The following is a 15,170-nucleotide window of genomic DNA, read 5'->3' on the forward strand; positions in this document are numbered from 1 at the left end:
CACGCTATTTGAACTTCAAATTCACCTTTGCCGCCTTATCTTGTTCATTATTTACTATTCTGTATGCAGTGTACAGTTTGGGTAACAACACCAAAATCCGGTTCAATTTGAGGAACTGCATTCAGTTCATTCTCAAGCCAGACCAAGCTGCATGCCAGCCATCGAGTCCCCTCTAGACAAGCAATGATGCTGATTTTGCATCTCCAGTGCCCATGGTCATATTTTCAATTTTGAAAAATGACTAAAATTGACTATTAGTCGCGAATGTCGGAACAGTTCACCAACTCTCATATCCCTTTATTGCTCAAGCGTGAAATCTTGTGTCGTGAGATTGCATGATGGCAATTGTCCGCTACTATAGTTTTAACTTTGCCTGATAACTCGATTGTCACGGCAGCATGAGTCTGTTGTGCAGGCCAGATTCAACTCGAAATCAATGTTGTACTGAGGTATTCAATGAAAAATTTCTCGATCTCTTCCCGCCTGATTGCCACTTTTGGTTTGGTGCTGGCTTTGCTCCTGCTTATCTCTGGGGTATCTTATTTCAAGATGTCTTCAATGAGCGAGGCGACAAATGAAATCACCACCGACTGGTTACCCAGTGTTGAAGTAGCCAATCGCATTGACACTCAAATCGCTAATTTCCGCATGCTTGAATTCAGGCACGTCCTCAATACGGACGATGCTGCTCTTGATGCTCTGGACAAGCGCATGGCTGCGATGTTGGCAGTACTGGACAAAGAGAATCAGTCTTACGTAAAACTGATCAGCAGTGAAGCAGAAAAAAAGTTATACACCGGTTTTGCAGAAAATTGGGCTAGATATGCGAAAGTTCACGAGCAAGTAGTTGCCCATTCAAGAAAAAAAGAAAATGATGAAGCCAAGGTATTGCTGGAAGGTGAGGGCAAGAAATTTTTTGATGCCGCCAGCGAATCACTCGATAAATTAGTTGAGCTTAATCACGTTGGCGCAATGGAGTCTGGCAAATTAGCAGAGGCATCATTTTTTGCCGCAAGATTGACACTGTCAGTCGTCACTTTGTTCGCTATTTTACTCACTGTAATTAGTGGGTACATGATCATCCGTGCTATTACTCAACCCTTGTTGGTTGCAAGACGGGCGGCAGAAAGACTCGCTATTGGGGATTTGAGCGAGAAGATCATTGTCGATTCCAATAATGAAATTGGCCGGGTTTTGCAAGCCATGCAAAGCATGCAGGACAGCCTGGCCACCATCGTCAGTCAGGTGCGTACTGGTGCCGACACCATTGCCGGTGCATCGACAGAAATCGCCACCGGTAATCTTGATCTGTCTTCGCGTACCGAGCAACAGGCGGGCTCGCTGGAAGAAACTGCATCGTCCATGGAAGAACTGACTTCCACCGTCAAGCACAATGGCGACAATGCCCGCCAGGCCAATCAACTCGCTGTGTCAGCAGCAGATGTTGCCACCAAAGGTGGGCAGGTGGTGTCGCAAGTGGTGGACACCATGGGCAAGATCAATGATTCATCCAAAAAAATTGTGGACATCATCAGCGTCATTGATGGCATCGCCTTTCAAACCAATATTCTGGCGCTGAATGCGGCCGTGGAAGCTGCCCGCGCAGGTGAACAGGGACGCGGGTTTGCCGTGGTCGCATCAGAGGTGCGTAACCTTGCACAACGTTCTGCCAGCGCCGCCAAAGAAATTAAGGATCTGATCAATGACTCGGTAGAAAAAGTCGGTATCGGCAGCCGCCTGGTTGATGAGGCTGGGGCCACCATGGCCCAGGTCGTTTCCAGCATCAACAGCGTGACCGACATCATGGGTGAATTGACTGCAGCAGGGCGCGAACAGGAAGCCGGCATTGAGCAAATCAACCGCGCCGTAACCGAGATGGACGCCGTCACCCAACAAAATGCAGCGCTGGTTGAAGAGGCGGCGGCGGCAGCAGAATCACTACGCGATCAGGCAGGTGGCCTGGTGCAACTCGTCAGCACCTTCAAGCTCGATAGTGCACATACAGCCGCCGTGACCACAGTGCGTAAAGCGGTTGGCAATGCAATGTCCGCCAGCAACAACAAAAGCGCACGTGCCTTGCCTAACGCTAAAAACCAGATGGCTGTAAAAAGGGCTGACCCAGCACCAGTGAAACAGAAAGTACCTTCAGCAAGCAAAGACGATTGGGAAGAATTCTGATTCACTGATGTTTTGAATTGTTGTTTTCTTTTATTGCAGCAAATCTTGCAACGTGCGTGCAATCACCTTGGTTGCTCGCCTCAAGTCTTCCAGATTCAAACGCTCGTCTGCCCGTTTGGCATGGGACTCCAGCACGGTACGAGGCCCTGCACCATAGATAACACCAGGGATGCCTGCCTCCGAGAACAGACGCACATCGGTATAGAGCGGCGTGCCCAGCGCAGGAATCGCTTCACCAAACACAGTTCCACCATGCTTTTGTATTGCCTCTACCAGAGGCGTATTGCCTGACAATGGACGCATGGAATTCGCCAGCAAGATGCGTTTGACATCCACGCTGATGCCAGGCAACTCAGCCGCGGTATCGCTGATGACTTTGCGCAAAGTCGCTTCAACTTCTGCCGGGTTTTCTTCCGGTATCATGCGGCGATCGAGTTTGAATGTGACGCGGCCTGGGATGACATTGGTATTGGTGCCACCCTCTATCGTCCCCACATTCAGATAAGGATGGGTAATGCCTTCTACTTTCGAGGTAACCTGTTTGTACAGGGTATTTTGCGCATACAGGGCATTCAAAATCTTGACTGCTGCCTGCAAGGCATCGATGCCTGAGTCAGGGATTGCTGCATGGGCCATCTTGCCATGCACTGTCACTTCCATCTGTAAACAACCGTTATGTGCCGTGATGACCTGGTAAGAGAAACCAGCAGCTATCATCAGGTCAGGCTTGATGAGATTGTGCTTGAGCATCCAGCCCGGGCCGACTTCACCACCGAATTCTTCATCATACGTAAATAACAATTCCAGTGTGCCTGCTTTGGGTTTTGCAACCGCCTCCAGTGCACGCAGGGCAAAGGTGTAAGTCGAGAAATCACATTTACTGACAGCAGTGGCGCGGCCATAGATATTGCCGTTTTCTATTTCACCGCCGTAAGGGTCCTTGGTCCAGCCTTCGCCTGGTGGCACCACGTCACCATGGGCATTCAGCAATACCGTCTTGCCTGGGCCGTATTGGCGGCGCACCAGCAGATTCGTGATGCTTTGCAGACCTGCATCTTTTACTTCATTGTCTGGTACTGCATGTTTTTCTGCGCTGATACCCATGTCTTGCAGCAGATCAGCAGTGCGCTCTGCATGCGGCGTGTTGTTACCGGGCGGTGTATCAGTCGGTACGCGTACCAGTTCCTGCAGGAATTTGACCTGCTCGTCAAAATGGCTGTCTATCCAGGCGTCGAGTTGTTCGTAATTATTCATGGTGGAGAGCTTTCATGGTGAGTGTTGAGTGTGATTGGGCGTCTTATGCTTGACGCCTCGATTGAAAGTGTTCAACAAAATGTGCAAAGGCTTGTGTGGCTAGTGCGGCATCTTCTGCCGTCATGATTTCATCGGGATGATGGCTGATGCCACCATTGCCGCAACGTACAAACAGCATGGCAACGTCGCAGATGGCGGCCATTGCCATCGCATCATGTCCTGCGCCTGAGGGCAGGTGGCGCAGCGGTACATCGCAAGCAATGATGGAGTCAGCCAGTTGCTGTTGCAACCATGGTGCACAGGGCACGCTGGCAGCTTCATGGGTTTTGCGCAGATTGAATTGTACCTTGCGGCGTGCGACGATGCGCTTGATCTGTGCCAGCACATCGGCCACTGCCTGCTCGCGTACTGCATCCTGCTCAGCACGTATGTCTATCCAAAATACCGCTTTGCCAGGCACGACATTGGTCGCGCCATTTGGCACATTGAATTGCCCCACCGTGCCAACCAGACCGGGTATGCCCTGGCAGCGCTGCTCTATATGCAGACCGGTTTCTGCTGCGGCCATGGCGGCATCGCGGCGCATGCCCATGGGGGATGTGCCTGCGTGTCCTGCCAAACCTTCTACCTCCACCATATAGCGGGTGGCACCGGATATGGCCGTGACCACGCCCAGCGCCAGACCTTCATTGAGCAAGACCGGTCCTTGTTCTATATGTACTTCGACAAAGCCCAGTACGCTGGCCGGATCATAGGCCGCCTTGGCCAGCCCGGCTGGATGAAAGCCTGAAGCCGTCATCACTTCGCGCATGCTCAGACCACTGTCATCCAGATTATCCAGCACGGCCATGTCGAAGGTGCCTGCGGCGGCGCGGCTGCCCAAGAGCGTGGCCTTGAAGCGCACACCTTCTTCTTCCGCAAAGCCGATGATCTCTATCGCGAACGGAAAACGCTTGCCTGCCGCATGCCATTGCTCTACACAGGCCAGCGGCAGCAAGATACCCAGGTTGCCGTCATATTTACCGGCATTGCGCACCGTATCAAAATGCGAGCCGGTCAGCAGGGCGGGGGAATTTGGTTCCAGGCCTTCATAGCGGCCTATGACATTGCCTGCCATATCGCGCCGCACGTTCATGCCGGCAGCACACATCCATTCAGCCAGTTGGGCGGCGGCGTTGTGGTGCTCGGGGGTCAGATAAGTGCGCGTCAACATGCCCGGGGTTTCGGTATGTTGCGCCAATACGTCAGCCCTGTTCATGATTTGCGAGCCACAACTCGCGTAGGAATGCATCTTGCTCGACATGCTGGTCTCCTCCTTTGTTAGGTATCTTGTACAGGCTTCATAGTGAGCTGTGGCTGTCCCGGCTTGTCTTGTTATGTATGCCGCATTTACCTGGTCGTAAGAGCTGCCGTTTTGCCTGTTTTTTTGGATTCTACTATTGAATTCATTTATTGCATACAAAAATTGGATGCAGTATATTTGATTTCAGATCGCTTCCTGAAAAGCTGGCTTGATGGTGAGGTCTGCAAGAATTTTCGTATATATATCAATGAGTTGGAGTTGAATTTCAGTAAGTAATAATAACCAGTCAATCAGGAGGTAATCGTGCAGCGTATCTACAAATCACTTTTTGGCCAGGTGCTTATCGCCCTGGCAGCCGGGATACTGATAGGGGTCTTGTATCCCAGCTTTGGCGTCAGCCTCAAACCCATAGGCGATGGCTTCATCAAACTGATCAAGATGATCATTCCCATGATCGTTTTTTGTGTTGTTGTCCATGGCATTTATGGTGCAGGTGAGCTCAAGAAAGTAGGGCGCGTCGGCCTCAAGGCGCTGATTTACTTTGAAGTGGTGACCACGATTGCACTGGTATTGGGCCTGGCACTGGCTTTCCTGTTCCACCCCGGTGAGGGCATGAACATTGTCCCCGCCTCGCTTGATGCCAGCACACTGGGCACCTATGTCGATAATGCCAACAAGGTCAAAAGCGCAGGCTTTGCCGAATTTGTCATGAAGATCATCCCGACTACTGTGGTGAGTGCGTTTACCTCGGGCGACGTGTTGCAGGTCTTGCTGTTTTCCCTGATCTTTGGTTGTGCCCTGTCACTGGTAGGTGAAAAAGCCCGCCCCATTGCCGACGCAATCAGCAGCCTGTCTGAAGTGTTTTTCAAGTGCATGTCCTTCATCATCAAGCTCGCACCTTTGGGCGTGTTTGGTGCCATTGCCTTCACCGTGGGCAAATATGGGGTGGGGTCTTTGAAGCAACTGGGTTTGCTGGTGATTTTGTTTTACGCCGCCGTCATCATCTTTGTGTTTGGCATACTCGGTGCGATATTGAAAGTCGCTGGTTTCAATATCTTCAAATTCATCAAATACCTGCGTGAAGAATTGCTGGTAGTGCTGGCAACAGCATCGTCCGACTCTGTTTTGCCACAGGTAATGAAAAAGCTGGAATACATGGGCATCAAGGACACCACCGTTGGCCTGGTGATACCAACCGGTTATTCCTTCAACCTCGACGCATTTTCTATCTACCTGACGCTGGCCGCCGTATTCATCGCCCAGGCTACCAATACCCCGCTGGCGTTTTCTGATTTGCTGGCGATACTGGCGATTGCCCTGGTCACCTCCAAGGGCGCGCATGGCGTACCTGGCTCGGCGATAGTCATTTTGGCTGCCACCTTATCTGCTATACCAGCTATACCAGTAGTGGGACTGGTGCTGGTCTTGTCAGTCGATTGGTTCATCGGCATCGCCCGCGCCCTCGGTAACCTGATCGGTAACTGTGTCGCTACCGTGGTTGTCGCCGCATGGGAGAAAGATATAGACAGAAGCCGTGCCCATGCAGTGTTGAATGGTGATACAGCAGCGATTGCCAGTTATGATCTGGCGAACAGCAAGACAGAATTGGCAGCAGGATGAATTGATGGAGTGAAAGCTGTGAGCATGTGATAAAAATAACGCCCAAGGATGGAAATCTTTGGGCGTTAAGTTTATCAGGTTACAATTTCGCCTTAGCTCATCATGCAGTACGCTAGTTCCACAGGTAAATAAGAATATGACCGCCACCACCAATACAGATCAGGCAGACAGCTCAGAAGCCATCGCCCTAGACATCACCACAGCCATCGCCGAGCAAAGGCTGCCGCCCGGCACCAAGCTCAGGGAAGAGGCACTGGCGCGCATGTATTCCGTCAGCCGCACCAAGATCCGCGCTGCCCTGGTGATGCTGGCCAAGGACAAACTCATTGACCTCGTGCCAGAAAAAGGCGCCTTCGTCAGCAAGCCCAGCGAGCAGGAAGCGCACGAGATATTCTTTGTCCGCCGCATACTCGAAGCTGCGCTGGTGCGCGAATTCATCGCCAAGGCGACAGCAGAAGATTACGACAGGATAGAACAACACCTGCTCCAGGAACGCCAGGCCATCAGCGACAACAACGTGCAGGAACGCTCAACCCTGCTCAGCGACTTTCACATCCTGCTCGCCAAAACCGCAGGCAATCAGGTACTGACCGACATCCTCATGAAGCTCGCAGGCCGCAGCTCCCTCATCACCATGCTCTACCAGTCCAGCCGCGACGCCAGTTGCTCTTCGGACGAACACGTGGAATTCATCAAGGCCGCAAAAGCCGGGGATGTAGAAAAAGCCGTAGAACTGATGGCCCATCACTTGCACCACGTTGAATCAGCGCTGCAATTCAAGGAAGTGGCGAAGAGTGACAAGAAGGATTTTATTTCGGCGCTGCTGGCTTGAGTGAATTGGGTGGCTTGGGTTTTAGTGTGAAAAAGCGATTTGGGAAAAACAGGGTAACAAGCAATGTTCGCGCGTTCTTAAGCGTATTTGCGATTATTTAGAGCCCATCGTTGGCTGGAGTCATTGAATGACAATTGACTGGGAATCATTTGGAATAGAAAAAAAATCATCTGTCGATTCACGGATTGTGTCTGCAGTACAGAAAAAACTAAATGTTATTTTCCCTGACTCGTATATAGATTTAGTGATGCATTCTGACAGTGCGTGTCCGTAGATTTCTACATTTGAATACCAGAAAGAAGAGACATGCATTAGTGAATTTTTTGAATTTACTGATGAAGTCAGGCAGTTTACTATTTTATGGTATGCACGACCCCACGGAGTTTTTAATCTACCGGAAAGATTTATTCCCATAGCGAGAGATGCCGGAGATTATTTGATTTGTTTGAACTTTAATAAAAGCTCGCCTACGGTTGAAATATTCGACCCAGCTTCGGGACAATCATTTTTCGTAGCCCATAGTTTCATTGAATTCGTGAGCTTGTGGCATGAATGACCGTATCTACACAACCCGAGCAACCTAATCATTGAACAACATGCGTAAAACAAAAATCTTATCCAAAGTCAGCATCGACAAAGAAAACAGCATCAAGTTGCAATTCCCATTTTTGCAGAATATAGAAGAGAGCATCGATCACGGCAATATGGGGCGCGTTGGCATGCTACAGAAAGAAATTAAGATGAATAGACATAAGGTGGTGAGGCTTTTGAGCCCTGTTTTACTAATGTCGGTATTCGCTACTGCTCAGGCTCAGTCCGGCGGATGCGTAATGACATACTCTCCACGAATGGGGGTTGAGACTTTAGATGAATGTGCAGCGACGGTTCTGGCAACTGATACGCAACAATTGACCGCGTTAGGGGATATATTTTTAAATCGCAGTTCTTCAAGATCAGATCGACAAAGAGCCATTTCTTACTACACATTAGCTGCTCAAGCAGGTGATGCAATAGCTCAGGTGAAACTGGGACGAGTGCTTAAGGAAGAAAACGCACCTTCAGAAATATGGCTGCCTTGGATTGAGAAATCGGTGATGGCTGGTAACCGTGACGCGCTTGAGATGTTAACCAGTCATGGCTGGCTCAACGTCAACAATGAGGATCCCAATGATAGAGCCAATAAACAATTCTATTTGCAGACAATAATCAGGCTCATGGCGCAAAGAAATTTTGACGACCAGAGCTATTGCGATCTTGCTATTCGCATAGGGTATATGTATTACCACGGAATCGGTACTACAGAGAATCACCGGGAGACAATAGTATGGTACGAGCGAGCAGGAAAACGGGGAGTTTATAAGCCACGATGGTCTGTCATTAAAATGTACCAAATCGGTGATGGCGTACCTGGTAATCCAAGAAAAGCAGAGCAGTTGCTGAAATTATTCCTCGAAGATCAAAAAAGTTTTTTTGTTGACCATCCTGCAGAATATGTAAACTGGTTGACTTCAGCCGCAAACATAGGAATTTCATCAGCGGCATTTCGCCTTGCGAATATATACGAAAAAGGAACTTATGGTGTAACGGCGAATAGTGCCACTGCCAAGCGCTGGAGGAGGCAGGGTCAGAAAATAGATGAATAATCACGATGGAAATTCCGTGCTGGCTTTAAGAGCGTTGCTCAAGTTTTGATAATTTGCATGCAATAGCCATGACATTATCTGATCGTTTTCCGACTTGAAGACCGCGATTGTCAGGTCGGTCCTGTAGATACGATCAGCTTTGCGTAATCGTACGCATGTTTACTCACTCAAGGCTCCTGGTTGGACGCACAGTACAAATTACGCAGGCATCAAGCTTGAGATCGTTATGGCTGTTTCAGCGGTTTATATACGTACGATTACGTTTCACTAATCGTACCCAAACGAGCTGATGTTGACCAGATTATTACTGGATCGTCACACTGTCTGTAAACCTGATTATTTCTGTCCTGATTGTGAGCCAATATGGCAAAAGGGCAGAATCAAATGAGTATATAGCTATCAGTCCTCCCTTGCGTTCAATATGGCTGGCACAACTGGATGGTCTTTGGTTATGAAGACTTGATGCACCGCCGACATGACAGCCTAGCAATATTTTTTCGCCGCCAGGCCCTTTGATATTTTTGTCCAAAGGAATATATAAATACCCGCTGATCTCTCCGTTGGCTGTGAGCAGCGTATATTCCCTTAATTTTAGCTCTGGTTTATCTTCGAAAGGACGAGCCAGAGCAATTGATTCTTTAAAATTGGCCTCTGCATATTCCGGTGTGGATCTGCCTCCGTGTGCAGAAAAATGTACGCCAATACCACCAAGCAGTTGATCCTCCTCCATGCTTTTTTTGGGTACAAGTTGCAAGTCCTTGGTCAATTCCAGCCCAATACGCGCATCATTTGCGTAGCCTTTTCTAATCAGGGTTGGCTGTTCCGGCGCATTCCAGCCTGTCGTTTCTACACCTACAGGAATCTCCGGAGGGAACCTTAACTTAGGTTGAAATTGATTGATGTCATTGAACAGGATAATTTCATTTGCCGTTTTTCCATTATTGACTATCCCATGCAATTCGTTATGAGCTTGCGTTCCAGAATGAGGCAATTGATTTCTTTTGCATCCCTGTAAATTCAGCGCGAGCAGCAGCCAGCCAATGTGCGTTAATAATTGGATTGATTTTCTCAAATCACTTACTCCCTATTCAAAGAGTCAAAATCAGCACGGGGTTGCCCTTGGGGGATCAGGCCAAATCTGTCACTCATGCGATGTTTCACTTTGAAGGCCGGTACATATAAGAAAATGCCAAAATAAGAAAACCAAAAATTGTCATGACGAGCCCCATTTTCACGTCTCTTTTTTCCCAAGGCCATCTGTTTTTTGTATAGTCATTCGCTAGATAAATGATCCTCATACTTCGTCCACCATGCAGGGTTTGCGAGGTAGCCTGATCAATGCTTTTCGTCACAGTATACTTTTCGCCTCGTTCTGTGACGAGTGTCAGGCGAACGTTGTTTTGATTGCTAGCTGGCCCAGAAATTTTCTCCAGTGGCTCAACCTGAGCGTTTCTTCCGAGGAGCTCGAAGTCGCGATTTTCGAGATAACCTCCCACTCCCTCATATAAACCCAGTGCAGAAAAACAGAAACCTAAAACACGAATTCTTCCAGCGAGTGACATGATTACTACATCCTTTTAAATATTTTTGAAATTTTATGAAGCTGCAAACCACCATGAGATGCGCAGGTTTGCATGCGTGCGATTACGTTTCACTAATCGCACCTAAGTCTGCTTAAGGCTTTAGGTTGTTGAAATTCCTAAGGGATGCAAAATTTTTTCAGCAACCCGCAAGTGTTTATCACATTCCAGAGCATTCATATTTAAACCACTGCAAGCTTCCACATAACTGTTGTCATCCAGAGGTCGGCTGACAATGCATATCGAACTGCCGCATACAGTACCGCATCTGCCTGTCTTAGCTTTCGCGCAGACAGTGCCAGAGCTTGTATAATAAATTGGACGTCAGAGGCCATTTCAGCAATAGTGAGAATTGATAAGCAGCCAGCCATGATAGCGTCATCATTGGCAACAAGCATTCGGTGCTGAAGTGCTTTTTCAAATGCTATGAAGTCTGAACTATTCTTTACTGCACTCCAACTATGTTTGCTTTTTTCTTGCTCAATGAATGAGTGAATTTCTGGAAATAAATTTTGTAACTCAATATCTGTACATGCTGGCATTAGTTTTGCAGTAGCTAAAAAATTTAGATTATCCATTAATAGTCACTGTAATAGAGAGTCAAAAACAGAGCTGCGCTGAAGCGCAACTGCTTCTGTTTTTTAGTGAGAGGCCTGTAATATGGTCAGCTTGATGTCACAGGCGCAGCAGGTGGTAATGCCGCCATGAGCTTTTGCATTTTCTCCAGATAAACACTGGCTTCTGCTGCCACGTCTGCATCAGGATAGCGTTGCAAGATCACCTTCACGATAGAAATTGCCTGCGCATATTTGCGGAAATGGTCGCCAGACAGGCGGGCGGCCAGCATGTATACAGCAGGGATATCTGCATGCTTGGGGTTCTTTTTGTCAAAGCCCTGTATCAAATTCATCGCACCCTTGAAATCATTGGTCGCAAAAGCACTGCTGGCAACCTGCAGGATATCGTCAGGTTGCACTTCAAAAGCCGGGTCGCGGTTTTTGAGTTCGCCCAGCATGTGCATGGCTTTTTCGTGATAGCCGGCTTTACCCAACACCAGCATATAACGCCGCGCCTGTTCGCAGATGCGCTTTTCATCGCCTTTGCGCAATAGCAGCTGATACAGCTTTTCATTCAGGGTCAGGTTGCCGCGCTCGTAGCGCATTTCATCTTCCAGTATGCGCAAGGCAGCATCGAGCTCACCCCGCATCAAGAGTGCGTCGATACGCTGTATGAACGGGTCAGAAGATGCAGGCGCTGGATTGTCCTGCGCCTTGGACTGCTCCCTGTGTGTATCAAAATCTACTGCAACCGGCAAACCGAGTTGCTGATGGTATTGATACAGCACATAGCCCATCATCGAATAGGTTGCCAGGATCAGGTAAAAATTCAAAAAAGTCATCAGCGGCACGCTCACGAAAGGTGACCAGGTAGCCGGTATCAGATGACGCAAGCCTTCTATGCTCAACAAAACTGCACCAAAGATTGCCCATACCACGAAATAGGAAGCACCCATACCACGTATGAAGAACAGCGCCGTCGCAGGGTTGAGAGCACGCCAGGCATTGTCTTCAATCGCCAGCACCATCACCGCAGCGGGTATGGGCAGGGCAAACAGGATGGCAAGCACATAAAACCATTTGGCAAAATGCACATCCGGCGCCATGAATTTATCCATCCTGCTGCGCGGCTGATTGCTGCTTTCTTCTACACTATTGTCTTGCGCGCCGTTTTGCTTACCATAGGTCAGCTCCGCCTCACGCATGGCAATGCGCCGGGCTGCTTCATCACTGCCATCGTTGCTGGCCTTGGGTGTAGCCATATCATATTGACTGAGGGCTTTAGGTTCATCCGGGTCGGCGCTGTCGTCATCCTCATCTGTTGGCGCAGGCCTGCGGGCAGGGGAGGCCTCATTGCCGGCTATTGCCGCCAGCGATGCTGCCGCAGGCATTTGCACACTTGCGGCACTGGTTTGGGATTTGGATGAGATCGCAGGCGCATTCGCATCCGGCTTCATGGCATAAGTGCCAACCACGACCATCAAGAGAAAATATAGCAGGAACACCAGGTTCTGCTTATAGGGGCGTTTATCTTTATTACCCCAGACAGTAATGTCATCCCATTTGGGGTTCAGTTGCCCCATCGACGCCATTTCCATGACCGCATACGCATAGCGCAAAAAGAACAGCATCAGCAAGCCGCGAAACATGCCAAAGGCAAACACCGTCACGACACTCAGGGCCGACAGGCCCGCAATCATGATCAGCGGCGCAGGCTTGAAAGGAAACAGCAAAAACGCAGGCAGGCGCTGCAAAAATGGCGTGATATCGTCTTGGTAAATCTTGATCTGGGGTTCTGCGGACATGGCAACTTTGAATTCTTGTTATGCGCGGTAAAAGCGCTGTATAGGTGCGAGCAACCCGGCAATATAAACGTAGTCAGGCTTGTGTGCAAGGCGGTTGCTGGTAGGAATGATTTTGTGGGGAAATATCAGTTGCCGTGGGTGAATTAATCGTCATGCGTAATCACACAGGTATTAGTCTTCACTACACATTGAAAATGCGGCGTTTCGTAGTAAAGCGAGTCGGATGATAATGCGGACTGCTACGGATTCCAATGTAACGATAATCCAATGTGCCTGATTTTCAAAGTTGATCCGCTAGACGTGTGCCGCGTACATTCAGACCAAAATACATGATCAGGATTTTCGCTGCAAGGAGCTATGTTTGCTGCGTACCCGTTATCAGATAAGTCTTTCTCTGTAAGATGTGTTCGCCACGAGGACATTACATGCATTGCGTCCTTACCTAAGATGTAAACAAGTAAGCCAGCGTGATTTGCGTTTGCTTTTCCAGTGACATAACGGTCAATCAATTGGCCGTAACCATCTATTAGATGTGAGTTGTTTACAGACTGAACTTTTTTCCCTTCGCCGATCCATGAATATCTGGCAAAGTTGACTGTTATATCTGCATGCCCTCTTTGGTTTTTATCGTGTACTGCTTCATAACCCAATCTTTTCAGTTGGCGACAAATGTCGGAGTTGTAGTTGTTTTCTGTGTAATGTTGAGATAAGTTGGCATCATCTTCCAAATCTTTAACAATCGTATCAATCTCTGTATAAAGCGTTTCCACGAATTGATCGTAGTTTGCTGCGGTCCAACGATGAATTGTTTGAGGAATTTGAGGATTTGCTTTTTCTAAGCGCCGCAAATCAGCAACGGTCATATCATCGCTAATCCTAAGCATTAGTGAAAAGCCGCATAGTTTGGACGGAAAAAAACATAGATTGAATTCGCACAATCTGCTACTGGGTACCCTGTGCGTGGATCGCAAAAGGATTCATCGGCAATAAATATGTCCGTCTCTTCTGTATTGAGCTCATGCTCAAAATCGTCGTCTACATATTCATAAACAATATGCAAAATTTTTGCACGTTCGCCTGTAAGGTAAGCGATCATTCTATGCAAAATTTCCCCTTGATTGCTTTCAAGTTTTGCTGCGTCACGCAGTATTCCAAAGGTCAAATAACGTAAGTTCTCGGTCGGATTGGATGCGATGTAACGAATGACATTATCAAGCGCAATACGAACAGGATCCCTTGCATCGAAATCAGTCGATGCAAAGTCCAATACCTGTAAATAATGTGCGCTAGGAGAAGTCATCTCAGAATTTGCATCATGTCATTAAACTGCGTTCCATCTATACAATCTTCAATTATTGCTGTTGTGACAGTTGGTACTGGCATACTTGTGTCGGCGGATTTGCCAGGGATTGATAAATACACGGTTGAAAGGTCGTTATAGTAAGAATAGGCTTTTTTAATCGAAAACTTTTCAATTGTAGTGGATGAAGCCATACTCGCTGTATGACTAGGATCTTGTTTCAGATCGCCAAGTGACGCTCGCATCCTGCTATTGTTGATGGAGCCAGCAGCAGTATTATGCCCTAGCTGCACTAATAAACCTTGGGCGCCATTATATACCTCGTGAATTTTTGGAAAAAAATTGATTAACGGGAATGCGATTATTCCCCATTGATCACTCGCTTGCTCAATCATTACTTCTCTGAAAATTGCTTTCAACTGTAGTAATGCTTCGTTCATCTTGTCTGTAGATGAAAGTCTGGTTGCATCCGCAAAGAATTCGATTCGGCAATCTTTTATATCAACATAGACTGAATCTATCCGCAAATAAATAATTTGCTTAATCGCCACAACTTCGTCAAATCCCTCAAACCGTCTAATTGAAATCGGATCACGCATTTGGTCAACTGGAAACTTTTCTTTGAAGGTTTCATATGCACGAGCATAAAAATACATCGTGAAACCTGTTCGCGTGCCGTTATATTCAACTCTTGCAAGTTTAGGTTGCAAGGTCAAATCTTTTAAATCAGGCAATGACAATTGCTCAGGGAAGGGCTTTGGTGGTGTGAATGCCATTTTGAACCTGACTTGCAGCAGCGATTTGAACAAATGTGACAGGTCATTGTGAAACTTGGCAATTTGAACCGCTTTATCACCGTATTCAATATTGTCTCGATAAATTTTTTGGAGTTTTGACGAGTAACTTGATGTTGTCGCCGCAGGAATATTTAGATCAGCATATTTTTTTTCTATTCCTCCCCAACCATTGCTTGTTGGCATCGAATTATGGGTTAAGGCAGTTTTTAACGTTGTGAATTTAACGTTTCTAGTTTGAAGCTGTTTCAATGCACTTGATAAACTCATTTGACATTCCGGTTATTTGTTATTTTCCAGATGA

At 47.8% G+C, this 15,170-nt stretch carries 14 protein-coding genes; 5 read left to right on the forward strand and 9 right to left on the reverse strand.

The features are described from left to right. Window positions 1-456 precede the first annotated feature (456 nt). The gene (locus ACO0LL_RS14295) at window positions 457-2,178 is read left to right on the forward strand and encodes a methyl-accepting chemotaxis protein (protein WP_422951522.1); all 1,722 of its coding nucleotides are present in this window, start codon (window positions 457-459) and stop codon (window positions 2,176-2,178) included. A 30-nt stretch (window positions 2,179-2,208) separates the two neighbouring features. On the opposite strand, the gene ACO0LL_RS14300 is transcribed toward ACO0LL_RS14295, so the two are convergent. Both ACO0LL_RS14300 and ACO0LL_RS14305 read right to left on the reverse strand, forming a co-directional pair. Continuing rightward, on the reverse strand, window positions 2,209-3,432 hold the full coding sequence (locus tag ACO0LL_RS14300; RefSeq protein ID WP_422951523.1) for a M20 family metallopeptidase: 1,224 nt from the start codon (window positions 3,430-3,432) through the stop codon (window positions 2,209-2,211). A gap of 43 nt (window positions 3,433-3,475) precedes the next feature. Further along, entirely contained in the window at window positions 3,476-4,735 is a 1,260-nt protein-coding gene (locus ACO0LL_RS14305; RefSeq protein WP_422951524.1) for an allantoate amidohydrolase, read from the reverse strand. A 303-nt stretch (window positions 4,736-5,038) separates the two neighbouring features. On the opposite strand from ACO0LL_RS14305, the gene ACO0LL_RS14310 reads away from it, so the two are divergent. The 4 genes from ACO0LL_RS14310 (at window position 5,039) to ACO0LL_RS14325 (ending at window position 8,830) form a co-directional block, all read left to right on the forward strand. Next, entirely contained in the window at window positions 5,039-6,355 is a 1,317-nt protein-coding gene (locus ACO0LL_RS14310; protein ID WP_422951525.1) for a C4-dicarboxylate transporter DctA, read from the forward strand. A 136-nt stretch (window positions 6,356-6,491) separates the two neighbouring features. After that, on the forward strand, window positions 6,492-7,187 hold the full coding sequence (locus tag ACO0LL_RS14315) for a GntR family transcriptional regulator (protein ID WP_422951526.1): 696 nt from the start codon (window positions 6,492-6,494) through the stop codon (window positions 7,185-7,187). Window positions 7,188-7,497: 310 nt separating this feature from the next. After that, window positions 7,498-7,743 (forward strand): SMI1/KNR4 family protein, encoded by a 246-nt coding sequence (locus tag ACO0LL_RS14320; protein WP_422951616.1) that lies wholly within the window; start codon window positions 7,498-7,500, stop codon window positions 7,741-7,743. 40 nt (window positions 7,744-7,783) lie between these two features. Further along, complete coding sequence (locus tag ACO0LL_RS14325) at window positions 7,784-8,830, forward strand: tetratricopeptide repeat protein (protein ID WP_422951527.1); 1,047 nt, start codon at window positions 7,784-7,786, stop codon at window positions 8,828-8,830. A gap of 304 nt (window positions 8,831-9,134) precedes the next feature. On the opposite strand, the gene ACO0LL_RS14330 is transcribed toward ACO0LL_RS14325, so the two are convergent. From ACO0LL_RS14330 to ACO0LL_RS14360, 7 genes are all read right to left on the reverse strand, one after another. After that, a complete protein-coding gene (locus ACO0LL_RS14330; protein WP_422951528.1) occupies window positions 9,135-9,902 on the reverse strand; it encodes a hypothetical protein in 768 nt (255 codons plus the stop codon). A gap of 85 nt (window positions 9,903-9,987) precedes the next feature. After that, window positions 9,988-10,392, reverse strand: a complete 405-nt coding sequence (locus ACO0LL_RS14335) for a hypothetical protein (RefSeq protein WP_422951529.1) — start codon at window positions 10,390-10,392, stop codon at window positions 9,988-9,990. Between the two features lie 200 nt (window positions 10,393-10,592). Continuing rightward, complete coding sequence (locus ACO0LL_RS14340; protein WP_422951530.1) at window positions 10,593-10,988, reverse strand: hypothetical protein; 396 nt, start codon at window positions 10,986-10,988, stop codon at window positions 10,593-10,595. 86 nt (window positions 10,989-11,074) lie between these two features. Then, window positions 11,075-12,772 (reverse strand): tetratricopeptide repeat protein, encoded by a 1,698-nt coding sequence (locus ACO0LL_RS14345; protein ID WP_422951531.1) that lies wholly within the window; start codon window positions 12,770-12,772, stop codon window positions 11,075-11,077. Between the two features lie 239 nt (window positions 12,773-13,011). Further along, window positions 13,012-13,635, reverse strand: a complete 624-nt coding sequence (locus ACO0LL_RS14350) for a hypothetical protein (protein ID WP_422951532.1) — start codon at window positions 13,633-13,635, stop codon at window positions 13,012-13,014. A 20-nt stretch (window positions 13,636-13,655) separates the two neighbouring features. Further along, entirely contained in the window at window positions 13,656-14,072 is a 417-nt protein-coding gene (locus ACO0LL_RS14355; protein ID WP_422951533.1) for a hypothetical protein, read from the reverse strand. Then, a complete protein-coding gene (locus ACO0LL_RS14360; protein WP_422951534.1) occupies window positions 14,069-15,136 on the reverse strand; it encodes a hypothetical protein in 1,068 nt (355 codons plus the stop codon). Before ACO0LL_RS14360 ends, ACO0LL_RS14355 begins: the two co-directional genes overlap by 4 nt. Window positions 15,137-15,170 lie beyond the last annotated feature (34 nt).

The sequence above is a fragment of the Undibacterium sp. TC4M20W genome (assembly GCF_049340245.1).
Taxonomy (GTDB): Bacteria; Pseudomonadota; Gammaproteobacteria; order Burkholderiales; family Burkholderiaceae_D; genus Undibacterium.